The sequence below is a fragment of the Roseovarius aestuarii genome (assembly GCF_019966515.1).
Classification (GTDB): Bacteria; Pseudomonadota; Alphaproteobacteria; order Rhodobacterales; family Rhodobacteraceae; genus Roseovarius; species Roseovarius aestuarii.
The window spans coordinates 1-23,921 of record NZ_JAIMIB010000015.1; the positions used below are offsets into that span (position 1 = coordinate 1).

General features: G+C 59.4%; 23 protein-coding genes and 1 tRNA gene. 14 read left to right on the forward strand and 10 right to left on the reverse strand.

The annotated features are described in order from the left end of the window. Window positions 1-381: 381 nt before the first annotated feature. Together lysM and LC334_RS16325 are read right to left on the reverse strand one after the other, a co-directional pair. Entirely contained in the window at window positions 382-798 is a 417-nt protein-coding gene (gene lysM, locus LC334_RS16320) for a peptidoglycan-binding protein LysM (protein WP_085799801.1), read from the reverse strand. A 100-nt stretch (window positions 799-898) separates the two neighbouring features. Beyond that, window positions 899-1,327, reverse strand: a complete 429-nt coding sequence (locus LC334_RS16325; protein ID WP_085799673.1) for an Lrp/AsnC family transcriptional regulator — start codon at window positions 1,325-1,327, stop codon at window positions 899-901. Window positions 1,328-1,443: 116 nt separating this feature from the next. On the opposite strand from LC334_RS16325, the gene rocF reads away from it, so the two are divergent. From rocF to nhaC, 4 genes are all read left to right on the forward strand, one after another. Continuing rightward, window positions 1,444-2,373 (forward strand): arginase, encoded by a 930-nt coding sequence (gene rocF, locus LC334_RS16330; RefSeq protein WP_085799674.1) that lies wholly within the window; start codon window positions 1,444-1,446, stop codon window positions 2,371-2,373. Then, window positions 2,370-3,302: a citrulline utilization hydrolase CtlX gene (ctlX, locus tag LC334_RS16335; RefSeq protein ID WP_085799675.1), complete on the forward strand. Its 933-nt coding sequence runs from the start codon at window positions 2,370-2,372 to the stop codon at window positions 3,300-3,302. The genes rocF and ctlX overlap by 4 nt, the downstream gene beginning before the upstream one ends. 1 nt (window position 3,303) lies before the next feature. Further along, on the forward strand, window positions 3,304-4,356 hold the full coding sequence (locus LC334_RS16340) for an ornithine cyclodeaminase (RefSeq protein ID WP_085799676.1): 1,053 nt from the start codon (window positions 3,304-3,306) through the stop codon (window positions 4,354-4,356). Between the two features lie 129 nt (window positions 4,357-4,485). Beyond that, on the forward strand, window positions 4,486-5,925 hold the full coding sequence (gene nhaC / locus LC334_RS16345; protein ID WP_085799677.1) for a Na+/H+ antiporter NhaC: 1,440 nt from the start codon (window positions 4,486-4,488) through the stop codon (window positions 5,923-5,925). Window positions 5,926-6,193: 268 nt separating this feature from the next. On the opposite strand, the gene LC334_RS16350 is transcribed toward nhaC, so the two are convergent. After that, window positions 6,194-6,448 (reverse strand): EF-hand domain-containing protein, encoded by a 255-nt coding sequence (locus LC334_RS16350; protein WP_085799678.1) that lies wholly within the window; start codon window positions 6,446-6,448, stop codon window positions 6,194-6,196. 264 nt (window positions 6,449-6,712) lie between these two features. Between LC334_RS16350 and LC334_RS16355 the strand changes: the two genes are divergently transcribed. The 3 genes from LC334_RS16355 (at window position 6,713) to LC334_RS16365 (ending at window position 8,484) form a co-directional block, all read left to right on the forward strand. Further along, window positions 6,713-7,216, forward strand: a complete 504-nt coding sequence (locus tag LC334_RS16355; protein WP_085799679.1) for an RNA polymerase sigma factor — start codon at window positions 6,713-6,715, stop codon at window positions 7,214-7,216. A 63-nt stretch (window positions 7,217-7,279) separates the two neighbouring features. Further along, a complete protein-coding gene (locus LC334_RS16360; RefSeq protein ID WP_085799680.1) occupies window positions 7,280-7,915 on the forward strand; it encodes an FkbM family methyltransferase in 636 nt (211 codons plus the stop codon). A 167-nt stretch (window positions 7,916-8,082) separates the two neighbouring features. Beyond that, entirely contained in the window at window positions 8,083-8,484 is a 402-nt protein-coding gene (locus LC334_RS16365; RefSeq protein WP_085799681.1) for an ACT domain-containing protein, read from the forward strand. Window positions 8,485-8,496: 12 nt separating this feature from the next. Here the strand turns inward: LC334_RS16365 and LC334_RS16370 are convergent, their stop codons facing one another. From LC334_RS16370 to pdxH, 6 genes are all read right to left on the reverse strand, one after another. Then, window positions 8,497-9,249 carry a glycosyltransferase family 2 protein gene (locus LC334_RS16370; RefSeq protein WP_085799682.1) on the reverse strand — a complete coding sequence of 251 codons (753 nt, stop codon included), beginning with the start codon at window positions 9,247-9,249 and terminating at the stop codon, window positions 8,497-8,499. 252 nt (window positions 9,250-9,501) lie between these two features. Next, window positions 9,502-13,182 (reverse strand): vitamin B12-dependent ribonucleotide reductase, encoded by a 3,681-nt coding sequence (locus LC334_RS16375; RefSeq protein ID WP_085799683.1) that lies wholly within the window; start codon window positions 13,180-13,182, stop codon window positions 9,502-9,504. A 598-nt stretch (window positions 13,183-13,780) separates the two neighbouring features. Continuing rightward, window positions 13,781-13,857: transfer RNA gene (locus LC334_RS16380), tRNA-Pro, on the reverse strand. Between the two features lie 72 nt (window positions 13,858-13,929). Continuing rightward, entirely contained in the window at window positions 13,930-14,415 is a 486-nt protein-coding gene (locus LC334_RS16385) for a DUF192 domain-containing protein (RefSeq protein ID WP_085799684.1), read from the reverse strand. Then, window positions 14,391-14,918: a cold-shock protein gene (locus LC334_RS16390; protein ID WP_085799685.1), complete on the reverse strand. Its 528-nt coding sequence runs from the start codon at window positions 14,916-14,918 to the stop codon at window positions 14,391-14,393. Before LC334_RS16390 ends, LC334_RS16385 begins: the two co-directional genes overlap by 25 nt. Before the next feature lie 123 nt (window positions 14,919-15,041). Further along, on the reverse strand, window positions 15,042-15,647 hold the full coding sequence (pdxH, locus tag LC334_RS16395; protein WP_085799686.1) for a pyridoxamine 5'-phosphate oxidase: 606 nt from the start codon (window positions 15,645-15,647) through the stop codon (window positions 15,042-15,044). A 184-nt stretch (window positions 15,648-15,831) separates the two neighbouring features. Here pdxH and fabI point away from each other — a divergent pair, with 184 nt between their 5' ends. Genes fabI through LC334_RS16430 form a run of 7 tightly spaced genes read left to right on the forward strand, consistent with a single transcriptional unit; the run spans window position 15,832 to window position 23,032 of the window. Then, entirely contained in the window at window positions 15,832-16,638 is an 807-nt protein-coding gene (gene fabI / locus LC334_RS16400; RefSeq protein WP_085799687.1) for an enoyl-ACP reductase FabI, read from the forward strand. A gap of 6 nt (window positions 16,639-16,644) precedes the next feature. Continuing rightward, window positions 16,645-17,253, forward strand: a complete 609-nt coding sequence (locus LC334_RS16405; RefSeq protein WP_085799688.1) for a LysE family translocator — start codon at window positions 16,645-16,647, stop codon at window positions 17,251-17,253. A 23-nt stretch (window positions 17,254-17,276) separates the two neighbouring features. Continuing rightward, entirely contained in the window at window positions 17,277-17,795 is a 519-nt protein-coding gene (gpt, locus tag LC334_RS16410) for a xanthine phosphoribosyltransferase (protein ID WP_085799689.1), read from the forward strand. Window positions 17,796-17,848: 53 nt separating this feature from the next. Beyond that, entirely contained in the window at window positions 17,849-19,051 is a 1,203-nt protein-coding gene (locus tag LC334_RS16415) for an aminotransferase (protein WP_085799690.1), read from the forward strand. Between the two features lie 44 nt (window positions 19,052-19,095). Continuing rightward, window positions 19,096-20,937 carry a peptidylprolyl isomerase gene (locus LC334_RS16420; RefSeq protein ID WP_085799691.1) on the forward strand — a complete coding sequence of 614 codons (1,842 nt, stop codon included), beginning with the start codon at window positions 19,096-19,098 and terminating at the stop codon, window positions 20,935-20,937. A gap of 12 nt (window positions 20,938-20,949) precedes the next feature. Next, window positions 20,950-22,461, forward strand: a complete 1,512-nt coding sequence (gene trpE, locus LC334_RS16425; RefSeq protein ID WP_085799692.1) for an anthranilate synthase component I — start codon at window positions 20,950-20,952, stop codon at window positions 22,459-22,461. Window positions 22,462-22,468: 7 nt separating this feature from the next. Then, a complete protein-coding gene (locus tag LC334_RS16430; RefSeq protein ID WP_139836334.1) occupies window positions 22,469-23,032 on the forward strand; it encodes a pseudouridine synthase in 564 nt (187 codons plus the stop codon). Between the two features lie 63 nt (window positions 23,033-23,095). On the opposite strand, the gene LC334_RS16435 is transcribed toward LC334_RS16430, so the two are convergent. Next, window positions 23,096-23,890, reverse strand: coding sequence for an alpha/beta fold hydrolase (locus tag LC334_RS16435; RefSeq protein ID WP_085799694.1), 795 nt, complete (start codon window positions 23,888-23,890; stop codon window positions 23,096-23,098). Window positions 23,891-23,921: the final 31 nt, after the last annotated feature.

Genomic DNA, 23,921 nt, shown 5'->3' on the forward strand with positions numbered 1-23,921 from the left:
GAAGGCGGCGGCGAAGGCGGCGGCGAAGGCGGCGGCGAAGGCGGCGGCGAAGGCGGCGGCGAAGGCGGCGGCGAAGGCGGCGGCGAAGGTTCCGGTAGAGAGCGTTAAGACATTCGCTTAGCTACTCAGCACTTTCGGCCTAAACCAAACCCTCCCTGATCTGGGAAAGAACCCTAACTGGGTTCGAAAGCGTCAGCGGGTCTTAGGGTCCGCAGATAATTATGTATCAAACATTGAGAGGGCCGCGGACTATCTCCGCGGCCCTTTCTGTTTTACACCCGCCATTCTGCAATCAGGCATTCGGTCGTGCGGGCTTTTGCGAAATCGGCCACATTTTTGTAGCCTCGCTGACCTTGCTTCCAGCGCAGTTCAGACCGCACTCTATTGCGGGATGCGTAACACCTGACCGGGGTAAATCTTGTCGGGATGAGACAGCATCGGGCGATTGGCCTCGAAAATCTCGTGATAGCGGTTTGCGCTGCCAAGCGTTTCCTTGGCAATCGCGGACAGGGTGTCGCCACGTTCGACCGTCACAAAAACCGTGCCCTCGCCGTCGCCATCATCTTCAACTGCGGCAACACCGGCCACATTACCCACCGCAAGCATGACCTTTTCGCGGATTTCCTTGCTGACACCCATGCCAGCGACCTTAACCTTGTCTCCCTCGACCGAGATATCCAGCCCATCGATGTTGAGACCCAGGTCGGTAACCTCCTGCTCCAGCGCCTCAACGGTCGGTTCTTCATTTCCGCCAAAGAGTTTCTTGCCAGAATCCTTCATAAAATTCCACAAACCCATCATCGTATCCTTTCGTGTATCGGTACGTTGATCGTGCGGAGATTTGTGCAGCGCGGCTAGTGGGAAATTTGCGGAGGACGGCTCAATTCTGCGAACAAGTTCAGACCGAGGCCTTGCGGGTATTGAGCAACAGGTTGGTCTCGGAGTGGGCGATCCCCTCCAACCGCCTTATATGGGCAAGCTGCTTGTCCAGGTCTTCCAGTGTATCGGTACCGATCTCGACGATCACGTCCCAGCGGCCATTGGTGGTATGAATGGCACGCACCGTACTCATCCCCGACAATTGTCGCAGGATACGCTCGGTACCCCGCCCTTCGATGCCCAGCATCATCAACCCGCGCACCGGATCGCGTGCGACATCGCCCCTGAGCACCACGGTAAAGCCCACGATCTCGCCCGCCCGGCGCAGCCGTTCGATCCGCCCGCGCACCGTGGTGCGGGACACCCCCAACAACAAAGCCAGATCGGAAAGTGAGGCTCGCGCATCGTGGCGCAAGGCAGATATCAGGCGGCGATCAACATCGTCCATTTCGAAACCTTTTGCATCCGAATTGATAATTCATCGCTCAATTAGTGCAAAATAACCAGTTCAATTCAACCCATTTCGGCACAATCATATAAGAAATCCAGATATGCGAGGCCACGATGACCCAAAAAACCTGTATCCTGATTGGTGCCCCCGTCGATAGCGGCAAGAAACGCCAGGGCTGCGTAATGGGCCCGGATGCGTACCGCGTGGCCGGTATTGCCGAAGCACTGGCCGATCTGGGCCATTCGGTTGTCGACATGGGCAACCTGAGCCCCACCGAAGTCGAGCCCCCTAAAGGCGCGCCAAGCCACCTGATCAAACCCGCTGAAACCATCGGCTGGACCATGACGTTGTGCGACGCGGCGCAGGACGCGATGAAAAATGGCCTACCAATTTTCCTCGGTGGCGATCACAGCCTGTCATTGGGGTCAGTTACCGGCGTCGCCAACCACGCCGCCAAGGTCGGGCGCCCGCAATTCGTGCTGTGGTTGGACGCGCATAGCGACTATCACACCCCCTATTCGACCGCCTCGGGCAACCTGCATGGCACGCCGGTGGGTTACCTTGCCGGACTCGACGGGTTCGACGGCTTCCCGAAGGTGAAAAACCCGGTGCCGCAGGATCAGATCTGCCTGCTCGGCCTGCGCTCGGTCGACGGGCCGGAACGTGAAAAGCTGCAAGCCACCAACATTCATTGCCATGACATGCGCGCGATCGACGAAACCGGCATTGCCCGGCCTCTTTCGGGCTTCCTTGATCTCGTGGCGAAGGCGGGTGGCGATCTGCATGTGTCACTGGATGTGGACTTCCTCGATCCCAGCTTTGCGCCCGCCGTCGGCACCACCGTGCCCGGCGGAGCTACCATGCGCGAGGCCCATCTTGCGATGGAGATCATCTGCGACAGCGGCTTGATGACCTCGCTTGACCTTGTGGAACTGAACCCGTTCCTGGATGAGCGCGGGCGCACCGCACAGGTCATGGTCGATCTGGCCGCCTCGGCGCTTGGCCGCCGTGTCTTTGATCGCCCGACACGCGCCTTCTCATGAGCGTTCAGGCCCCTTCCAGCGTGGTGATGATCCGGCCCAACCGGTTCCACCCCAACCCCGAGACGGCAGAGGACAACGTCTTCCAGTCGATCCCCGATCTGACGGTGGACGAGGTTGCCACGCGGGCACGGGCCGAGTTTGACGGCGCTGTCGCGCGGCTGCGCGACGCGGGCGTCAAGGTGCATGTGTTTCAGGACGAGCGCGACGACACGCCGGATTCGATCTTTCCGAACAACTGGTTTTCCACCCATTCCGGCGGTCACGTTGCGCTTTATCCTATGTATGCGGAAAGCCGGCGCCGCGAGCGGCGGTGGGACGTGATCGAGATGCTGAAGGCCGAGTACCGTGTTGCCGAGGTGACAGATTATTCCGGGTTGGAGCCTGATGGCCTGTCTCTGGAAGGCACCGGCGCGATGGTACTGGATCATATCGGGCGGCTAGCCTTCGTGGCGCGCTCGCACCGGGCCGATCCGATCCTGCTGGAGCGATTCTGTACGCGCTTCGGCTATGAGCCGATCGTCTTCGACGCGGTCGATGAAAGCGGCACGCCGGTCTATCACACCAATGTTGTGATGGCGATTGGCACCCAGGTGGCGCTGGTCGGCCTCGACATGGTGTCAAATGACGAACGCCGCGCCACCATCCGCGAGAGGCTGGAAGAAACCCGGCGCGAGGTGATCGCGCTGAGCCATCACCAGATTGCCGAATTCGCCGGCAATGCGATTGAACTGGAAACACCAGATGGCCTGATCCTGGCCCTGTCGGCGCGCGCGTTGGCAGCACTGGACGCGGATCAGATCGCCCTTCTGGAAAGATCCGTCCGGCTGGACCCGCTTGACCTGCCCACCATTGAAAGCGCCGGCGGCTCTGCCCGCTGCATGATCGCGGGTCTGCATCTGGCCCGCCGCCCCCAATCAAGGAGTAACTGACATGACCAATCTTGCCCCTTCCGACAAGGCGCTGGTGCCCTTCGTTTCCGTCGACAACATGATGAAGCTGGTGCATCACGTCGGGGTCGAACCGATGCTGAAAGGTCTGGCTGACTATATTGAGGCCGATTTTAAACGCTGGGAACTGTTCGACAAGACCCCGCGCGTGGCCTCGCATTCCGACGAAGGCGTGATCGAACTGATGCCAACCTCTGACGGTGAGGTCTATGGCTTCAAATACGTGAACGGCCACCCAAAGAACATGAAAGAAGGCCTGCAAACCGTTACCGCCTTTGGGCTTTTGGCCAACGTGGGTAATGGCTACCCGGTTCTGTTGAGCGAAATGACCGTGCTGACCGCCCTGCGCACCGCGGCGACCTCGGCAATGGTGGCGAAACATCTGGCCCCCAAGGGCGCCACTACCATGGCGATGATCGGCAACGGCGCGCAGTCGGAATTCCAGTCGCTGGCGATGAAAGCAATCTGCGGGGTGGATACGGTTCGCCTCTATGACATCGACCCGGCCGCCACGGAAAAAGCCGCGCGTAACCTGGAAGGCTGGGGCATGAACGTGGTTGCCTGCAAGACCGCTGAAGAGAGCATGGAAGGCGCGCAGATCATCACCACCTGCACGGCGGACAAGCAATATGCCACCATCCTGACCGACAACATGATCGGCGCGGGCGTACATATCAACGCTATCGGCGGTGACTGCCCCGGCAAAACCGAACTGCACAAGGATATCCTGTCCCGCTCGGACGTGTTCGTGGAATACCCGCCGCAAACCCGGATCGAGGGCGAGATTCAGCAGATGGCCGATGACTTCCCAGTCACCGAGATGTGGGAAGTAATCAACGGCACCGCCAAGGGGCGTACCAGCGACCGCCAGATCACGCTATTCGACTCGGTCGGCTTTGCGATCGAGGATTTCAGCGCCCTGCGGTTCGTGCGTGACCGGATCAAGGGCACGGATTACTTCATGGATCTCGATCTGCTGGCCGACCCCGACGATCCGCGCGATCTGTTTGGCATGCTGCAGCGCGCCGCGTCGTGATTTCAAAAAACTAACAGGCCGGGACAAACCCGGCTACTCTACCTGAACGCGAACGCAGTGTTCGGGGCCTGTACCTTTGTGCCCAGCGCTTTTCCGGCATTTTCGCCAACAATAATAAAGGAGAGGACAATGAAGACTGATATTCCCACCGGTGCCCGCGCGCCAACAATGATCGAGGCCCTGATCTCGCTTTTCTCGCTTGTTGCGGGCATCAGCGTATCAATCGTGGTCTACGGGCTTGATCCGCATATCCCGATGCTTCTGGGCGTGGTCGTGGCCAGCCTTGTGGCGCTGCGCTGCGGGTTCAGCTGGCAAAACGTTCAGAACGGAATGGTGCGCGGTATCAACAACGCCCTGCCCGCGATGATCATCCTGATCATCGTAGGCGTGCTGATCGGCGTATGGATTCTGGCCGGCGTGGTCCCGACGCTGATCTATTACGGGCTGCAACTGCTGTCGCCGTCGATCTTTCTGCCCGCAGCGGTGGTAATTTGCGCGATCACATCGCTCGCCACCGGCACAAGCTGGGGCACGACGGGCACGATCGGCGTGGCGCTGATGGGTATCGGCGGCGGCCTTGGCATTCCCCTGCCGCTGGTCGCTGGCGCGGTGCTGTCGGGTGCTTACTTTGGCGACAAGATGTCACCCCTGTCGGACACAACCAACATGGCCCCGGCCATGGCAGGCACGGATTTGTTCACGCATATCAAACACATGTCCTATACCACGGGCGTCAGCATCACCCTGACCCTGATCATCGAGATCGTGATCAGCATGTCCTATGGCGGTGGTGAAGGTGAGGTTGAGCGGGTGCAAGCCATGCTCAATACGCTCAACGAGAATTTCACCATCAACCCGGTGCTTCTGTTGCCGCCAGTGCTGGTTCTGGTCGTCAGTTTCAAGAAAATGCCGGCCATTCCCGGCATCACCCTTGGCGTGCTAGCCGGGGCGCTCTGCGCGGTTGGCCTGCAAGGCGCTAATTACGAAACCCTGCTGGATGTCGCGTTCAATGGCTTTACCTCGGAAACCGGCATTGAGGACGTGGACAGCCTGCTTAGCCGCGGCGGCATGAATTCGATGCTGTATACGATCAGCCTCGTCATCGTGGCGATGATGTTTGGCGGCGTGATGGAGCGGACCAACCAGCTTAAGGCAATCGCCGACCGCATCCTGGCGGCTGCGAAATCGCAAGGCTCTCTGATCGTGTCGACCGTGTTGACGTCGATCGGGGCTAACCTGATCTTATGCGATCAGTATATGGCTATCGTGATGGGCGCGCGAACCTATGCGCAGGCGTATCGCGACCGTGGACTGGCCCCCGAAAACCTGAGCCGCGCGGTCGAAGATTCGGCCACAGTGACGGCGAACCTGGTGCCGTGGAACTCGGGCGGGGCGTATCAGGCGGCAACGCTGGGTGTGGCGACACTGGCCTATCTGCCCTTCGCCTTCTTCTGCTGGCTGTCGCCGATTGTGACCATCATCTTCGGCATAACCGGCTGGACGATCTATCCGCTTGCTAAAGAGGATGCGGATGACGCACCAGAAGACAACAAGGAACAGGCTGTCTGAGCCAAAAAAAACGCCGCCCCCGGATTAGCATTCGGGGGCGGCGCATCTTGCAGCGGCACCTCAACCGCATCGGACAAAGGCGATGCAAGGAAGGCTTGTTCCCCCAGGGTCCGCAATCTGGGGAACGGTGGACCCCGGGGGAGGTGACAGCTGGGCTTAAGCGGAATTCGTTAGACCTGAACCAAGGGTCACTGTCGCTCAATCAGCAGCATACTGATTTCAAACGCAGATTTTGATTCTGATCATTGCAGGTTAAAACGACCTCGCTTTAGCTGTCACTCAGTGCCGGGATCAGGCCTTTCTCCTGTCCCGCCACCATTTCGGCATCGTCGAGAACACCATCATTATTGGCATCGATCTCGGCAAAGACCTCGGCGGTGATATCCGGATAGACGGTCTGAACCTCATCGACGGTAATCAGCCCATCGCCATTGGCATCGACCTCAATCGCGTTTTCGCCCATCGCGATGGCGGAATTTGCAAGCGCGCCAAGCCCGAGCAGAATGATAATGAATTTGGTCATCTGGTATCTCCTTGAAGATTTTTCCACGGTCGGGCGCGCCGTTTGCGTCCCTCATGGAAGAAGACGGGAAATAGCCGCTTTGCGTCCGCGCGAAACGCTTGAAAAGCGCCGCCGCGCGGGGCGCCGCCTATGGGTGGTCTGGCGTTTGGCAGAAGCCTGCCCAAAAAGGCCCGCAAGACCGGATAGGCGGAATCTCACCATTTGAAATCAGTTACTTGGACGCTCAGGTTGCTCAGTAACCTGTTTCGGAAAAATGAGGCTGACATGCCAGACAAGACCGATCTACCTGAGGCTTTGGCAGCGTTGATGCCGCAACTGGCCGGTGTCGCGTTCAGCTTGACCGGTAACCGCGATCAGGCACAGGATCTCTGCCAGGACGTGCTGCTGAAACTCTGGGCACGTCGGCAACAGGGGCACCAGATCGACAATCTGCGCGCCTATGCGATGGCAGCGCTGCGCAACCAGTACCGACAATGGCTGCGTGATCAGACGCACGAAACCGAACTGAACGAAGCTGATGAACCCACCACGCCAGATGTCTTCGGCGCGATGCTGGTCCAGGACCTGCAGGCGGCCATCGCCGCCCTGCCCGACACGCAGGCCCGGCTGATGCGGTTGGTTGCGTCCGGCGAAACCAGCCCGCGGGCACTGGCCAGGATCACCGGCTGGCCGCTTGGCACAGTGATGTCGCGGCTGGCGCGGGCCAGAGTCAGATTGCGGGTCAAGATAGGCATAGGAGCAAAGGCGCCGATGGCAGAGCTGCTGTGACCAAAGCTTGCGCGACAACGCGGCTCTGCTTAGAATTGTTCCCAATAAATTAAGGACCGCGCGTTGGACGTTTTGAAGAATTGGCGGGATCGCCGCGAACACCCTTGGAAAGACGCCTATTATGACGCATTGCGTCTGTGGCGTGGCGAGCGTGGGCACACACTGCTCTATGACTACATGGATGTGCCCGAGGGTGGCACAGTATTCGATTTCGGCGGCGGCAAAGGCGAATGGGCCGATATCGTTCTGGACCAGCAACCCGATTGCACCATTCACCTGTTTGAGCCGCACCCGAGGAAAGCCGCCGATCTGCGCGACAAATATCGCGCGGATGACCGGGTGAAGGTCTATGATTACACGCTCGGATCGGCCGAGGGCAAACTGCCCCTGCCCGAAGCCTCGGTCAGCGGGGTCGAGGCAACGGTGGATGTAGTCGCGGTGAAACGTTATTTCGATACATTCGACATTCCGCAGATCGATCTGGTCAAATTCGATATCGGCGGGGCCGAATATGATCTTCTGCCCGCCCTGATGCGCGCCCGGATCATGCCGCGTATCCGGCGCATGCAGATCAAGTTCCACCTGAAAGGCGAAAGCCAGATCGGCGACCGTGAAGATATCCGCGCGACCCTGCAGCACAGCCATCACTGCGCCTGGTGCTATCCTTTCATCTGGGAGGAATGGCGGCTTCGCGATTGAGGCAGAGGGATGACGACTTACTCGCGGGCGGGCAACGCCCTATCCGGTGCTATCGTCGAATTGGACATTCAACCGCAAAATGCCTTTCACTTCCAATCGCTTTCAACAACAGAATGCGATAAGCATGCCTCCAAACCTCAACTGTTAAAAGCTGTATTGGAGCAAATGTGAGCGGCGAGACAAATTTGAATAAGCTCATAGGATCGCTTTCGGCAGTTCTGGTCGACGGTCTTTATGTGTTTGCAACCGTTCGACGCGATCAGTTACCATCAGACCTGATCCCTCGCATGAGCTTTGAAGAAGCCGAGGGCACAACCCTTATCATATTGAAATCCGAAGCAGAAAAGCACGCCTTACCATACGAATTCCCTTGCCGGATGATCACGCTGAACATTCATTCATCGCTGGAAGCGGTGGGATTCATGGCAACGATCGCTTCGGAGCTTGCCAAGTACGAAATGGGCGTAAATCCGGTTTCAGGGTTTTTCCACGATCATATCTTTGTACCTGATGGTCGTGAGGGTGATGCGATGAAAGCCTTGCAGCAATTGGCTATGGTGAACAATTAAGCCAGATGGCGGCTAAAGCGCCTTGAGAAACTGATAGCTGAAGGCACGGAAATCACGCCAGCCTGCCCTGTCGCTGGTCTTGCGCCAGACATGGCGCAGCTCGGCCCGGCGAAGTGATTTGGTGACGACCGCGCTAACCTGCCCCTCGTGCAGGCGATTGGCCACAAGGGTTTCCGGCAGAATCACCGGCGCACCCAATTGTTGCGCGCAGCGGTCATAGAATTCCACATCCATCAGCCAGATCAGGCTTTCATCGAAATGCAAGCCGACCTCCGCCCGGAGCGCCAGAACCGACGGGCTGGAAACGGTGTTGCGGCCGAACCGCAGGCGCGGATTAAGTTGCGGCACCATCGGCTTCTCCACGGTCTTGCCATCGCGGCAGACACCTGATCCGCAAAGCAGCCACTTTTGCGCCGGATCAGCGAACCCGGCCGCGATCTGCTCCAGCGCCGTGTCGCGGCACAGGAAATCATCCTGAAACAGGATTTTCAATATCCGCCCCGAGGCGTGGCGCATGGCGTTATTGGCATTGGCCGACGACTGGCGCGGCCCGTCGCGGAAATCGACCCGGCGGATGGTGAGGCCCTCGCCATACCGCGCACAGACCTGAGCAACCCCATCGCTGTCGGATTGGTCCGAAACGACCACCTCGAAATCCGCAAAGCTTTGATTTTTCAAATGATCGAACGACTCCGCAAGGTATTCTGCGCCCTTACCGCCCATATCATAGGCGGGAATACAGATACTGAGACGTGGCCGTGACATGAGTTGGTTCTCTACCACTCTAACGTGCGCTGCAACAGAAAAACGGGGGGCCGAAGCCCCCCGGTAGTTTCGCCACTCAAGCTCACTATTTATACCGCCCGGTTTCTGCCTGCGGCCTGAGTGTCGTCGGAGCGAGCGCACCCGCTCCGGGTAAGGTGGGTCGGGGCCTGTAAACCCTTCCACCCTGTTCGTCGGGGTGCGGCCCTGGGAGGAACCGCGACCCCTACGCGCCCCGTGAGGGACACGAGTCTCTTAGCTACACCCGCTGGTCGCACCGCAGGTGTTGCATTTCATGCAGGTGCCGTTGCGCACCAGCGTGTAGTTGCCGCAATCGCCGCAGGGGTCGCCCTCGTAGCCTTGCATCTTAGCCTTGGTGCGGGCGTCCATCGTGGTGGCACCGGCCGCCACGGCGGTGGTCGAGGTTGTTGTCTTGACTGCCATCGCCGCGGTTTCGGGGATGAGCGTTTCCAGCGCGGCCATCGCATCCACCGTGCCGCTCAACGCCGTGGCGCCAACGGTCTGACCGCCCTGCAGCACCACCAGTTCCTGTGGCAGACGTTTGCGTAGATAGCCGGTGGAGCTGATCTGTTTCAGCACCTCAAGCGACTTGTTCGCGCCCGCCTCGGACATCTCGGTGATGTTCGAAACACCTTCTTCTTCACCCCGGCCCAGACTGTCAAAGCTGGCCCCTTCGGGTTTCACATGCGCAAGATCTGTGCGGTCCAGATAGGAAACCGCCAGTTCACGGAAGATATAGTCGAGGATCGAGGTCGCGTTCTTGATGCTGTCATTGCCCTGCACCATGCCCGCCGGTTCGAACTTGGTGAAGGTAAAGGCATCCACGAACTCTTCCAGCGGCACACCGTATTGCAGGCCCACCGACACAGCGATGGCAAAGTTGTTCATCATCGCCCGAAAACCGGCGCCTTCCTTGTGCATGTCGATGAAGATCTCGCCCAGGGCACCATCTTCGTACTCGCCTGTGCGCAAATAAACCTTGTGGCCACCGACAACTGCCTTCTGGGTATAGCCTTTGCGGCGTTCCGGCATCTTCTCGCGGTGCGATTTGACGATTTCCTTGACGATCACCTTTTCGATGATCTTTTCGGCCAGCACAGCGGCCTTTTCCTGCGGATTGCCGCTTTCAAGGATTTCAGCCGCGTCATCGTCATCCTCAACCAGAGCCGCCGCCAACGGCTGGCTGAGTTTCGAGCCATCACGGTAGATCGCGTTGGCCTTGACCCCCAGCGACCAGCTGAGCTCATACGCCTTCTGACAATCCTCGATCGTGGCATCGTTGGGCATGTTGATCGTTTTCGAGATCGCACCCGAGATGAAGCTTTGCGCCGCCGCCATCATGGTGATGTGGCTGTTCACATCGAGATAGCGCTTGCCCTTCTTGCCGCAGGGGTTGGCGCAATCGAAGATGCTGTAATGCTCTTCTTTCAGATGCGGCGCACCTTCCAGCGTCATCGTCCCGCAAACATGGTCATTCGCGGCGTCGATATCGGCCTTGGAATATCCGAAGCTCGCCAGCAGATCGAAGGTCGGGTCGTTCAGCTTTGCCGCCGGGATGCCCAGTACGTTGGTGCAGAATTCTTCGCCCAGCGTCCACTGGTTGAAGACAAAGCGGATATCGAAGGCCGATCCAAGTGCCGCATCAACCTTGGCCAGTTCATTCGAGCCAAAGCCGTGCCCAATGAGCGAGGTGTGGTTGACCCCCGGCGCGTTGCCGATGGTGCCGTGACCAACCGCGTAGCTGACGATCTCTTCGATCTGTGCGGGGCCGTAACCCAGTTTTTCAAGGGCGGCGGGCACCGATTGGTTGATGATCTTGAAGTATCCGCCCCCGGCAAGCTTCTTGAATTTGACCAACGCAAAGTCAGGCTCGATCCCGGTGGTGTCGCAATCCATCACCAGACCGATCGTGCCGGTAGGCGCGATCACCGTGGCCTGTGCGTTGCGGTAGCCGTGTTTTTCGCCCAGCTTCAACGCCTCGTCCCAGCTTGCCATCGCCAGTTCGGCCAGACGACCATCCGGGCAGTTTGCCAGATCCAGCGGGACAGGCCTGACCGCAAGGTTATCATACCCCTCGGTCGCGCCATAGGCGGCATTGCGGTGGTTGCGGATCACCCGCAGCATGTGATCGGCGTTGCGCTTGTAGCCTGCGAACGGCCCCAACTCTCCGGCCATCTCGGCGGAGGTGGCGTAGGACACACCAGTCATCACAGCGGTCAGGGCACCGCAAAGTGCGCGGCCCTCATCGCTGTCATAGCCAAGGCCCATATTCATCAGGAGGCCACCGATATTGGCATAGCCCAGACCTAATGTACGGAACTCATAGCTAAGCTGCGCGATTTCCTGAGATGGGAACTGCGCCATCATCACGCTGATTTCCAGCGTCACGGTCCAGAGGCGCGTGGCATGGACATAGCTTTCCGCGTCGAACTCGCCATCCTTGTAGAAGGTCAGCAGGTTCATCGAGGCCAGGTTACAAGCCGTATCATCGAGGAACATGTATTCGGAACAAGGGTTTGAGCCGCGAATCTCACCGTCTTCCGGGCAGGTGTGCCAGGCATTCACGGTGTCATGGTACTGGATGCCCGGATCGGCGCAGGCCCAAGCGGCGTGGCCCACATCTTCCCACAGATCGCGCGCCTTGATGGTCTTGGCAACGCTGCCATCGGTGCGGTTCAGAAGCGCCCAGTCGGCATCGTCTTCGACCGCTTTCAGAAAGGCATCGGTGACGCGGATCGAGTTGTTGGAGTTTTGCCCCGAGACCGATGCATAGGCTTCACTGTCCCAGTCGGTGTCATAGGTCGGAAACTCGATGCTGTCATAGCCCTGCTTGGCATAGTCCAGCACGCGTTTTACATAGGTCTCGGGGATCGCTGATTTCTTCGCCCCGCGAATGGCGTCCTTCAGCTGCTCGTTTTTCTTCGGGTCAACCGCATCCTCGCTGCTGCCATCCCAGGCGCGAATGGCACCGAAGATGTCATTCAGCTTGGCTTCGTGCATCTTGGATCCGGCAACGATGCTGGCAACCTTCTGCTCTTCGCGGACTTTCCAGTTGATGAATTCCTGGATGTCCGGGTGATCGGCATCGCAGATCACCATCTTGGCGGCGCGGCGCGTGGTGCCGCCCGACTTGATTGCGCCCGCCGCACGGTCACCGATCTTGAGGAAGCCCATCAGGCCGGAGGACTTGCCTCCGCCTGACAGCGGCTCGTTCGCGGCACGCAGGGAGGAAAAATTCGTGCCTGTGCCCGAACCGTACTTGAATAGACGTGCTTCGCGCACCCACAGATCCATGATGCCGCCGTCACCCACCAGATCGTCGGCGACCGACTGGATGAAACAGGCATGGGGCTGCGGGTGCTCGTAAGCACTGCTCGACTTGGTCAGTTTCTTGGTCTTGTGGTCGACATAATAGTGACCCTGGCTGGGGCCATCTATGCCATAGGCCCAATGCAGGCCGGTGTTGAACCATTGCGGGCTGTTGGGCGCCGCCATCTGCTTGGCCAGCATCACACGCATTTCGTCAAAATAGGCGCTGGCATCCTCTTCGGTGCTGAAATAGCCACCTTTCCAGCCCCAGTAGGCCCAGGCGCCGGCGAGACGATCAAACACCTGCCTGGCGCTGGTCTCACCGCCTTTTTCAACGTCATCGCCATCTGGCACCGAGCGCCAGAGAAACTCGGGAACGTCTTTTTCTTTGACCTTTTTCAAGCGCGCGGGCACGCCGGCCTTGCGGAAATATTTCTGTGCGATGACATCGCTGGCAACCTGACTCCATCCGGTCGGCACTTCGACCTCATCCAGACGGAAAACGATCTTGCCATCCGGATTGCGAATCTCGGAGCTGGTGGTTTTGAAGTCCAGCGCAGCGTAGGCGTCCTGACCGGCGGTGGTGAATTTACGTTCGATTTTCATTTTTTGCGCTGCCCCATAATCCAGCTATTTCGTGTCATGTATCGGCCAGACATCGCGGGCCGACTGCCCTTCTCCTCGTGGCAGAAACCTTCCGTCCCGCGACAGCTACAAGATGCTGCGGGTCAAACGCGCCCCGATCGGAAATTCGGGTATGTTGGGTTTGTGGTCCCTGCCTGGCCGTCGCCACTATATGTTGTGGCTTGATGGCCGGTTCACACAACCTGACGTATTGACCCCTATCTGGTCAACGAAAATTTTTAAAAAAATCGCGGAAAAAATCGTTGACGAGCCGAGCCGGAAATGCCCGCTCACATCTACGTGATTCATTCGGACAAATCTTCATAAAGATTAATCGGCCCGCCTCTCAATCGTCGAAACGGGAAACCCTTTTTATTCGGCTGGGTTAGGGCAAGTTTCTCATGGCTTTGCCGGGTGGGGTTCCGCTGATTTGAACGCTAATGCCCAATAAATTAACACTCATTAAGGGATTATTAATTCCCCGAGCTTCAGAGATGAAGCTTTGCACGAATGTTACAATTATGTGCCGAGCAACCGCCGGGCGGCCAGAATCATCATGCAGATTTCAGCAGAGACAAGATGGTCGGGACGGCAAGATTCGAACTTGCGACCCCCTGTACCCAAAACAGGTGCGCTACCAGACTGCGCTACGCCCCGGACCGGTGGCCTGTCTAATTCCGATTAGCGGGATTGAAAAGCCCTAAATCCGGGCTTCCTAGATACAATCGATCAGCAGGGCCAAGCGGCGGTTTCAGCTGCGAATGCCGGATGCCGTAACTCGCTGCCTTCCGAAATTCCTAGAGACTGTGCCATGCCACCGTTGATTTCGAGCACCGCCAGTATGCCGTCACCTCCCATGATCGGAGTTTCGTCATGCGGCACAGCATTGGAATGGACGCGGCGCACCGTCCCGGTTTCATCCAGAAAGATCATATCAAGCGGGATCAGCGTGTTTTTCATCCAAAATCCGATCCGGTCGCTGACATCCGGATAGACGAACAACATCCCGGCACTTTTCGGCAGCTCGTCGCGAAACATCAGTCCGTGGTTACGCTCGGCATCATCGTCGGCCAGCTCGATCGTGAACCGCGCCTGCCCCCAATCGCCCCGCAACAACACCTGATCGTCACGGCATTCGCCGGCGACTGCGATCGATGCGGAAAGAAAGAACCAAAGCGCGGCGCCAAATCCTAGCTTTTTACCGCCGTTTCCCATCCACATACCTCAGTTGCCATCCGGCCGCGTTTGCCTTCGATGACACGGATTGCCACAGCCTCGCCTGGTTGTAAATCGGCCAGGCCCGACCGACGCAACACTTCAATGTGAACAAACACATCTTCTTCGCGCCCGAACGTATTGGCGAACCCGAACCCTTTGCCCTTGTCGAACCATTTGACGCGCGCCGCCTCCAGCGGCGCCGAACTGATGACCTCGGGGTCGATATCATCCAGATCGAGCAAACCCGATGCAATTGCATCCTGTGGGGGCTCGATCGAATGCACTTCGACAGCCTGGACACCGCGATCGGTGTCCTGCACGTCTATTTCAATGCCCGCGCGATCCGCGACAGAGCTCTGTCCGAAGTTACGCAATACATTCGCATGCAACAGAATATCCGGCCCGCCTTCATCGGCGACTACAAACCCGAACCCTTTTACGGGGTCGAACCACTTAACTAGTCCTTTTACTCTGCGGGTACCTTCATTGTCTTTCGTCACTTTGTCCTACCCAACAGTCTTCAGTCCCCAAGACCTTAATAACTTTTGCGCTACTCGATCCCTTCATGCAAGTCATAAAACCCCGTGCGTGTTCAACCTCTTGCACTTTACGTGACGTGAATGTCACGGATTCAGTCTTACTATTTGCCACGATTTTTCCTCTGCATCCCGACGCCAGACAAACCTGTCATGCAATCTGAAGGCCCCGTCGGCCCAGAACTCGATCTCGAGCGGGCGTATTCTGAAACCGCCCCAGAAGGGCGGACGTGAAGGATTTACGCCTTTTTGCGCGGTGATTTTCGTGACCTTGGCCATCAGCGCAGCACGCGAGGATAACTCCTGCGACTGGCTTGATGCCCATGCGCCAAGGCGGCTCTGCAACGAACGCGAAGCGTAGTATTCGTCTGCTTGCGGACCATCCTCGCGCTCAACCAGCCCCCTCACCCGTATCTGGCGGCGCAACGTCTTCCAGTGCATCACCAACGCAGCCTTGCCGGTTGCGTCAAGCTCCTGGCCCTTGGCACTGCCGTAGTTGGTGTAAAAAACGAAACCGCCATCTTCGATTTCCTTGAGAAGCACCATGCGCACATTGGGCATGCCATCGGTATCGACAGTGGCGAGGGCAATCGCATTTGGATCATTGATCTCGGTCGCTTCAGCCTCGGACAGCCAGCGCCGCGCGATGTCTAAAGGGTTTTCACCTTTGAATATCCCGTCGCGTTCCGCCATTTCCCAAACTCGCCACTACATCCGCCAGAAGTAGTATACGCGCGTAGACTGTGAGCGCCAACATGGCAAGGTTACAATTGTATCAATCCCTGTCGGTCGGCGGACTAACGCCATGCCCTTGATGCCCCAAGGCCAATCGCCTAAAGAAATCATATAACAAAAGAGAAAAGGCCGAGGGCACGATATGTCGAATAATCTGATGGCGGGCAAACGCGGTGTGATCATGGGCCTCGCCAATGACAAATCCATCGCTTGGGGCATTGCCAAGGCCTGTGCAGATGCCGGGGCAGAACTCGCCTTCACCTATATGGGAGACGCCTTCAAGAAACGGGTCGAGCCGCTGGCCGAACAGCTTGGAGTAACGCAGCTCTTTGATTGCGACGTGTCTGACCCGGCCTCGATCGACGCGGCCTTTGCGGCGATCGAGAAAGCCTGGGGCAAGATAGATTTTCTGGTCCACGCCATCGGCTTTTCCGACAAGAACGAATTGCGCGGGCGCTATGTGGATACCAGCCGCGACAACTTCCTGATGACGATGGACGTTTCGGTCTATTCCTTCACCGCCGTCGCCCAGCGGGCCGAGAAGATCATGCCCGATGGGGGCGCGATGCTGACGCTCACCTATTACGGCGCCGAACAGGTGATGCCGCATTACAATGTCATGGGGGTGGCCAAGGCGGCGCTGGAAGCATCGGTCAAATACCTGGCCGAGGATCTGGGCAAGGACGGCATTCGCGTCAACGCGATCTCTGCCGGACCGATCAAGACGCTGGCCGCGAGCGGTATCGGGGACTTCCGCTATATCCTGAAATGGAACGAGCTGAACTCGCCCCTGCGCCGCAACGTGACCATCGACGACGTGGGCAATTCGGCGCTCTATCTGCTGAGTGATCTGGGCAGCGGCGTGACCGGTGAAAACCTGCATGTCGACGCAGGCTACCACGTTGTTGGCATGAAAGCGGTCGACGCCCCCGACATCGACAAGACCTAGGCCATCATGGAGGCCGCGCACCTCATCGCCTTTAACATCGCCCTTCTGGCAGCGCTTGCCAGCCCGGGCCCCGGTATGCTGATTGCCCTGCGCTCGACGCTTGTCTCGGGGCGGCGCGCGGGTATCCTGACAGGGATTGGCCTTGGCCTGATGGCAGGGCTGTGGACGGGGCTGGCCCTGCTGGGGCTCGACGTGATTTTCACCGCAGTTCCTTGGGCTTACCTGACAATGAAAATCATCGGTGCGGCCTATCTTCTGTACCTTGCCTATGCGATCTGGCGTGACGCCAGAACGCCGCTGGAGGCCGCGCAGAATACGTCCGGCCTGCGCCACCCGTTCATACGCGGGGTACTGGTCAATGCGTCCAACCCGAAATCGGTGCTTTTCGCCTCTGCCGTCCTGGTGGTGATCTTTCCGCGCGATCTGGCGCTTTCTGAAAAGATGCTGATCATGATGAACCAGATGCTGGTGGAATGGACGGCTTACGCCGCGTTCGCCCTCTTGCTGTCAACCGGTAAGGCCCGCGATAGATATCTGCGTCTGAAACCTGTTTTCGACCGCGTCGCCGCTGCGGTGCTTGGTGCACTCGGACTGCGGTTGATGCTGGACCGCTGAAAAGAATTGAAGGAACCGATCTGATGACCGACCGTCTGCCCCATGAAAAAGGCTTTCATGTCAGCTGGGACCAGCTGCATCGCGATGCCCGCGCTCTGGCGTGGCGGCTGGATGGGCAAGGACCTGATAATGGATCGTGGAAGGCCGTGGTGGCGATCACAAGGGGCGGCATGGCGCCGGCGATGATCGTCGCGCGCGAGCTCGACATTCGCACCGTCGATACGGTTTCGGTCAAATCCTACCATTCGGGTGGCGGCAAGGCCGATCAGCGGCGCGAAGCGCAGGTGCTGAAGGCGCCCAATGCCGAGATGATGGGCGATGGAACGGGCATCCTGATCGTCGATGACTTGGTCGACAGCGGCAAAACGCTTGAGCTGGTGCGCTCGTATTACCCGAAGGCGCATTTCGCCTGTGTCTACGCCAAGCCCGAGGGCGAGAAACAGACTGATACCTACATCACCAGCGTTAGCCAGGACACGTGGATTTTCTTCCCCTGGGACATGGCGCTGCAATATGTCCAGCCCTATCGCGGCACCGACTGATCCCACAATCACGAACCAGCCCACGCGGCTGACAGGCAGCACCGGAGACCGCCATGCCGATACCCCGCACCGCCAAGACGTTTTTCCCGCCGGTGATGGAGGCACGGCGCTGGCTGGAGGGCGTTGAGTTCCCGCCCGACCGCCCCCTGATCAACGTGAGCCAGGCCGCGCCGGTCGATCCCCCGCCCGAACCCCTGCGCAGGGTCATTGCCGAGGCAGCGCTGAACACGCCCGAGGCGCATCTATATGGGCCAGTTCTTGGCCTGCCCGAATTACGCGCCGAGGTGGCCAGCCAGTGGTGCGATGCCTATGGCGGTGAGATCAAGACGGAGAATGTCGCCATCACCTCGGGCTGCAATCAGGCCTTTTGCGCGATGATCACCACACTCTGCGCAGAAGGAGATGAAGTTCTTCTTCCAACACCCTGGTATTTCAATCATAAAATGTGGCTGGACATAGTGGGCGTCGATGCCATTGCCCTGCCTCCCGGCCCCGGTCTGCTACCGGATGTGGCCGAGGCCGCCGCGCGGATCACCGACCGTACCCGTGCCATCTCGCTCGTCACGCCCAACAACCCCGGCGGGGTGGAATACCCTGCCGATCTGGTGCGCGCATTCTACGAATTGGCGCGCGAAAAAGGCATCGCCCTGATCATCGACGAGACCTACCGGGATTTCGACGCGCGCTCGGGCGCGCCACATGATCTTTTTACCGATCCCGATTGGGGCGACACGCTTATCCAGCTTTACTCCTTCTCCAAGGCGTTCCGCCTGACCGGGCATCGCGTGGGCGCGATGGTGGCCGCACCGGGACGGCTGGCCGAAGCCGAGAAGTTTCTCGATACCGTCACGATCTGCCCCAATCAGCTGGGCCAGATCGCAGCGCTTTGGGGCATGCAGAACCTGTCGCAATGGCTTGCCGGGGAACGCGCCGAAATCCTCGACCGGCGCGCGGCAATCACCGACAACATGCCCCGGCTTGAGGCGAAGGGCTGGACGCTTCTGGGTTGCGGCGCCTATTTTGCCTATATGGAACACCCCTTCGCCCTCGCCTCGGACGAGATGGCAAAGAAACTGGTGCAGGAAGCTGGCGTCTTGCTTTTGCCCGGCACCATGTTCACCCGCGAAGGTGACCCGGCGGGCAAACGCCAGATGCGCGTGGCTTTTGCCAATGTTGACCGCGCCGGGATTGGCAGGCTTTTCGACCGTCTGGAACGACTGGATTGGCCCCTTGCTCCTGCTGCGGCCAACGCGTAGACAGTCGCGAACAACCTTTCCCTGAAGGCGTATGAGAGGTCCACATGGCGGGCAAGAGCATCTCAAAAACACTGGTCTGGATCCTGATGGGCCTGCTTATCGTCGGGCTTGGCGGTTTCGGTGTGACCAACTTGTCGGGCAATGTCCGTAGCGTCGGTTCGGTCGGAGAAAGCGACATCGACCTCAACGACTATGCCCGGGCGCTACAAAACCAGATCCGCTCGCTCGAGGCACAACTGGGCGAGCCCGTCAGTTTTGCCCAAGCCCAGCAGGCCGGTATCGCCGCATCGGTTCTGTCGCAGCTTGTGGCTGTCACGGCGCTGGAGGAGGAAACCAGGCGGCTGGGTATCTCGATCGGCGACGAGAACCTGCGCGAGCAGATTACCCGGATTCCCAATTTTCAGGGCATCGACGGAAATTTCGACCGCGAGGCCTATCGTTTTGCTCTCGAACAGGCAGGCATGAACGAGGCGGATTTCGAGGAAGACCTGCGGGCACAGGAGGCCAGCGCGTTGTTGCAAAGCGCGGTGCTGACCGGTGTGTACACTCCCCCGGCCTATACCAACACACTCTTTAATTTCCTGGCGGAAGAACGTGATATCACCTGGACGGTATTGGATCGCGACGATCTGGCGACGGGCCTGCCGGTGCCCGGTGACGAGGATCTGCAAAGCTATCACGATGCCAACCCGGCAGAATTCACGACCCCCGAGATCAAACGTGTCACTTATGCCTGGCTGACGCCCGACATGATCATCGACACGGTCGAGGTCGACGAAGACCTGCTGCGTGCGACCTATGATGAGCGCGCCGACCAGTATCGCCAGCCCGAACGCCGGTTGGTCGAAAGGCTGGCCTTTGCGGATGCAGCCGAGGCCGACGCGGCCCTTGCCCGTATCACCGGCGGCGAGACCAGCTTTGAGGCCACCGTGGAAACGCGCGGTCTGGCGTTAGCAGATATCGATCTGGGCGATGTCACCAGGGTCGATCTTGGCGATGCGGCAGATGCGGTCTTTGCCGCAACGGCAGGCGATATCGTCGGTCCGCTGGACACCGGCATTGGCCCGGCCCTCTTCCGGGTGAATGCCGTGCTGGCAGCGCAGGAAACAAGTTTTGAAGAGGCCGAACCCGAACTGCGCGATGAGCTTGCCGCCGACCGTGCGCGCCGGGTCATCGATGCACAGATCGAAAGCGTCGATGATCTGCTTGCCGGGGGCGCGTCGATCGAAGATCTGGCGTCGGAAACCGAAATGCAGCTGGGCCAGATCGAGTGGCACGCGGGCGTCAGCGACGACATCGCCGCCTATGAAAGTTTCCGCGCCGCCGTCGCGGCCCTGTCGCAGGAGGATTACCCCGATGTGGCGCAGCTGGAAGACAGCGGCATTTTCGCGATGCGTCTCGATGAAATTGTCCCCCCCGCCCTGCAACCCTTGTCCGAGGTGCGCGACCAGGCCGAAGCATCGTGGCTGATGCAAGCCACCGAAGAGGCGCTGAACGCGCAGGTTCAGGCACAGGCGGCGCAGCTTGTCGCGGGCACGTCCTTTGAAGATTTGGGGATGATACCGCAATCGGTCACCGGGCTCAGCCGTCGTGGCCCGCAGGAAAACGTGCCCGCCGAATTCAACGAAGCCGTCTTCGGCATGGAAAAAGGCGAGGTAGAGCTGATCCAGGGTGGCGGACGTGTATTCGTCGTCCGGCTGGATGATATCCGGGTGCCCGACGCGAATGATGCTGATCTGGCCACGCTCCGGCGCAGCATCGAAGAGCAGAACGCGGCCAGCATGGCGCAGGACCTATATCAGGTGCTGGCCGGTGACATTCGCAGTCGCGTCGGCATCGAGCTGAATCAGCACGCCCTTAACGCCGTGCACGCGAACTTCCAGTAGGAGCGGCCCCAAGTGGATCTGACCCCGAGTTTTGATGATTTCGCCAAGGGTTTCGAGGCCGGACGCAATCAGCTTGTCTTTGCCCGGCTGGCGGCGGATCTGGATACGCCGGTCTCGTTAATGCTCAAACTGACGGGCGCGGCGCGTGATGCGTTTATGCTCGAATCCGTCACTGGTGGCGAGGTACGCGGTCGTTATTCGATCATCGGCATGAAACCCGATCTGATCTGGCAATGTCATGGTCAGGCAAGCCGCATCAACCGTCAGGCCCGTCTTGATTCCGACGATTTCCAGCCGCAGGACGGCAACCCGCTGGATAATCTGCGCGCCCTGATTGCCGAGTGTCAGATCGATCTGCCGGACGGGCTGCCCGCTGCAAGCGCCGGGCTTTTCGGCTATCTGGGCTATGACATGATCCGTCTGGTCGAACATCTGCCGGACGTGAACCCCGATCCGTTGGGCCTGCCCGACGCGGTGATGCTGCGGCCTTCTGTGGTGGCGGTGCTCGACGGGGTCAAGGGAGAGGTCATCGTGGTGGCCCCCGCCTGGATCAATTCCGGACTGACCGCGCGCGCCGCCTATGCGCAGGCCGCTGAGCGGGTGATGGATGCGGTGCGCGATCTGGAACGTGCCCTACCACAGCAGGCCCGCGATCTGGGCGAAGCCCATGAGGACGCACCGCCAGTATCGAATTTCACTCATGAGGGGTACAAGGAGGCGGTCGAGACAGCCAAGGAATATATCCGCGCCGGTGACATCTTTCAGGTCGTGCCCAGCCAGCGCTGGACACAGCCCTTCCGCCAGCCGCCCTTTACGCTCTACCGCTCGCTTCGGCGCACCAACCCGTCGCCCTTCATGTTCTATTTCAATTTCGGCGGCTTTCAGGTGGTCGGCGCCAGCCCGGAAATCCTGGTGCGGGTCTTTGGCGACGAAGTGACGATCCGCCCCATCGCCGGAACACGCCCCCGCGGCGCCACCCCGGAAGAGGATCGCGCCCACGAGAAAAGCCTGCTGGCCGATGCCAAAGAACTGGCGGAACATCTGATGCTTCTTGATTTGGGGCGCAACGATGCGGGACGGGTCAGCAAGATCGGCACCGTGCACCCGACCGAAGAATTCATCATCGAACGTTACAGCCACGTCATGCATATCGTCAGTAACGTGGTGGGCGAATTGGCCGAGGATCAGGACGCGCTTAGCGCTCTGCTGGCTGGGTTGCCCGCCGGCACAGTCTCGGGGGCGCCAAAGGTCCGTGCGATGGAAATCATCGACGAGCTGGAGCCAGAAAAACGCGGCGTCTATGGCGGCGGCGTCGGCTATTTCAGCTCGAATGGCGATATGGATGTCTGCATCGCGCTGCGCACGGCGGTGGTAAAGGACGAAAAGCTCTATATTCAAGCCGGGGGCGGCGTTGTCTATGACAGCGACCCCGAGGCGGAATATATGGAGACCGTGCATAAATCCAACGCCATCCGCCGCGCCGCCGCCGATGCCGCCCGGTTCACCGGAAGCGGTAACTCCTGAGGCCCGGATGGCCCGCCTCATCCTCTTCAACAAACCCTTCGGCGTGCTGTCGCAATTCACCGATAAAGGCACCGAAGGCAGTCCCCGCGCGACGCTTTCAGATTATATCGACATGCCCGGCGTCTACCCGGCCGGGCGGCTGGATCGCGACAGCGAGGGGCTTTTGGTTTTGACCGATGATGGCAAACTGCAGGCGCGCATCGCCAATCCCCGCCATAAGATGGAAAAGACCTATCTGGTGCAGGTCGAAGGCCTGCCGGATGAAGTCGCACTTGACGCCCTGCGGGGCGGCGTGACGCTGAAGGACGGTCTCACCCGCCCGGCGCGTGTGCGCCGTATCGACCCGCCCACCCTCTGGCTGCGGACCCCGCCGGTGCGCTATCGCAAATCCGTGCCCGATTGCTGGATCGAGATCACCATTTCCGAGGGCCGCCACCGGCAGGTCCGCCGGATGACCGCGCATGTGGGCCACCCCACCCTGCGGCTGGTGCGCTGGCGGATTGGCGACTGGTTGCTGGAAGGCCTTGCCTCTGGGGAGTGGAAACAGGTGAGCGCCCCAGACGCCAGATGATCGTCTGCGCTACGACCACGATTCCGCGCGGGACGGCAAACTCGAAAACGCACTCGAGGCGCTTCAGTTCTGCAAAAATGAGCTCAGAGCCTCATTCACGGCAACCGGCTGCTCGATCGTTGAGCTGTGTCCGGCGCCGGGAACAACAACCAGTCGCGAGCCGGAAATCGCCTCGTGCATGCGTTCGGACTTGGCAGGCACCGTTGCCACATCCTCCTCACCGACGATGATCAACACCGGCTGCGTGATCTTGGGCAGTTCAGCATAAAACCCGGCCCTCCGGATCACGCCGTTTACGGCCCGGGTGATGCCGACACGGTCGTTCGACAGGATGGCCTTGCGCCATCTGGCGCGCTCATCGGCACGTGTGGGGTCGTTCAGAAAGGTTTGTCCAAAGGCGATCGGCATCACCCGGTTGATCACAGCCCAGAGGCCAATCCACCGGGCAATGACACTCAGCAGCCTGTAGCGCGGTAGTTTCTCGGCAGGCTCGGCATCCGCCGATGTGTCAACCAAGGTCAGCGACCGGATAAGACCGGGGTGGCGCACCGCCAACCGCATGCCCACAAACCCGCCCATCGAAAGGCCGACAAAATGACATGGGCCGATATCGAGCGCCCGTATCAAAGCCGCCGCATCCTCGGCCAGCGTATCCATGTCATAGCCCTGCACCGCAACTTCGCTTTTACCCTGCCCCCGATGGTCGAAGCTGATGCAACGATATCGCGGGCTCAGCGCCGCAACCTGAGCTTCGAACATGTCACCGGAAAACAGCAATCCATGCGAAAATACGATGGCCTCGCCGCCGCCGGTGTCGGTGTAATGAAGCTCGACCCCGTTCAGGGATAGATACGGCATGGTCTGACCTCAGCTTCCATCAATCCCAAGG

Bases quoted from the DNA above. Each gene is read 5' to 3' on its own strand.
- lysM (WP_085799801.1), bottom strand. From the start codon at position 798: ATGGGTTTGTGGAATTTTATGAAGGATTCTGGCAAGAAACTCTTTGGC.
- LC334_RS16325 (WP_085799673.1), bottom strand. From the start codon at position 1,327: ATGGACGATGTTGATCGCCGCCTGATATCTGCCTTGCGCCACGATGCG.
- rocF (WP_085799674.1), top strand. From the start codon at position 1,444: ATGACCCAAAAAACCTGTATCCTGATTGGTGCCCCCGTCGATAGCGGC.
- ctlX (WP_085799675.1), top strand. From the start codon at position 2,370: ATGAGCGTTCAGGCCCCTTCCAGCGTGGTGATGATCCGGCCCAACCGG.
- LC334_RS16340 (WP_085799676.1), top strand. From the start codon at position 3,304: ATGACCAATCTTGCCCCTTCCGACAAGGCGCTGGTGCCCTTCGTTTCC.
- nhaC (WP_085799677.1), top strand. From the start codon at position 4,486: ATGAAGACTGATATTCCCACCGGTGCCCGCGCGCCAACAATGATCGAG.
- LC334_RS16350 (WP_085799678.1), bottom strand. From the start codon at position 6,448: ATGACCAAATTCATTATCATTCTGCTCGGGCTTGGCGCGCTTGCAAAT.
- LC334_RS16355 (WP_085799679.1), top strand. From the start codon at position 6,713: ATGCCAGACAAGACCGATCTACCTGAGGCTTTGGCAGCGTTGATGCCG.
- LC334_RS16370 (WP_085799682.1), bottom strand. From the start codon at position 9,249: ATGTCACGGCCACGTCTCAGTATCTGTATTCCCGCCTATGATATGGGC.
- LC334_RS16375 (WP_085799683.1), bottom strand. From the start codon at position 13,182: ATGAAAATCGAACGTAAATTCACCACCGCCGGTCAGGACGCCTACGCT.
- LC334_RS16385 (WP_085799684.1), bottom strand. From the start codon at position 14,415: ATGGGAAACGGCGGTAAAAAGCTAGGATTTGGCGCCGCGCTTTGGTTC.
- pdxH (WP_085799686.1), bottom strand. From the start codon at position 15,647: ATGGCGGAACGCGACGGGATATTCAAAGGTGAAAACCCTTTAGACATC.
- fabI (WP_085799687.1), top strand. From the start codon at position 15,832: ATGTCGAATAATCTGATGGCGGGCAAACGCGGTGTGATCATGGGCCTC.
- LC334_RS16405 (WP_085799688.1), top strand. From the start codon at position 16,645: ATGGAGGCCGCGCACCTCATCGCCTTTAACATCGCCCTTCTGGCAGCG.
- gpt (WP_085799689.1), top strand. From the start codon at position 17,277: ATGACCGACCGTCTGCCCCATGAAAAAGGCTTTCATGTCAGCTGGGAC.
- LC334_RS16415 (WP_085799690.1), top strand. From the start codon at position 17,849: ATGCCGATACCCCGCACCGCCAAGACGTTTTTCCCGCCGGTGATGGAG.
- LC334_RS16420 (WP_085799691.1), top strand. From the start codon at position 19,096: ATGGCGGGCAAGAGCATCTCAAAAACACTGGTCTGGATCCTGATGGGC.
- LC334_RS16430 (WP_139836334.1), top strand. From the start codon at position 22,469: ATGGCCCGCCTCATCCTCTTCAACAAACCCTTCGGCGTGCTGTCGCAA.
- LC334_RS16435 (WP_085799694.1), bottom strand. From the start codon at position 23,890: ATGCCGTATCTATCCCTGAACGGGGTCGAGCTTCATTACACCGACACC.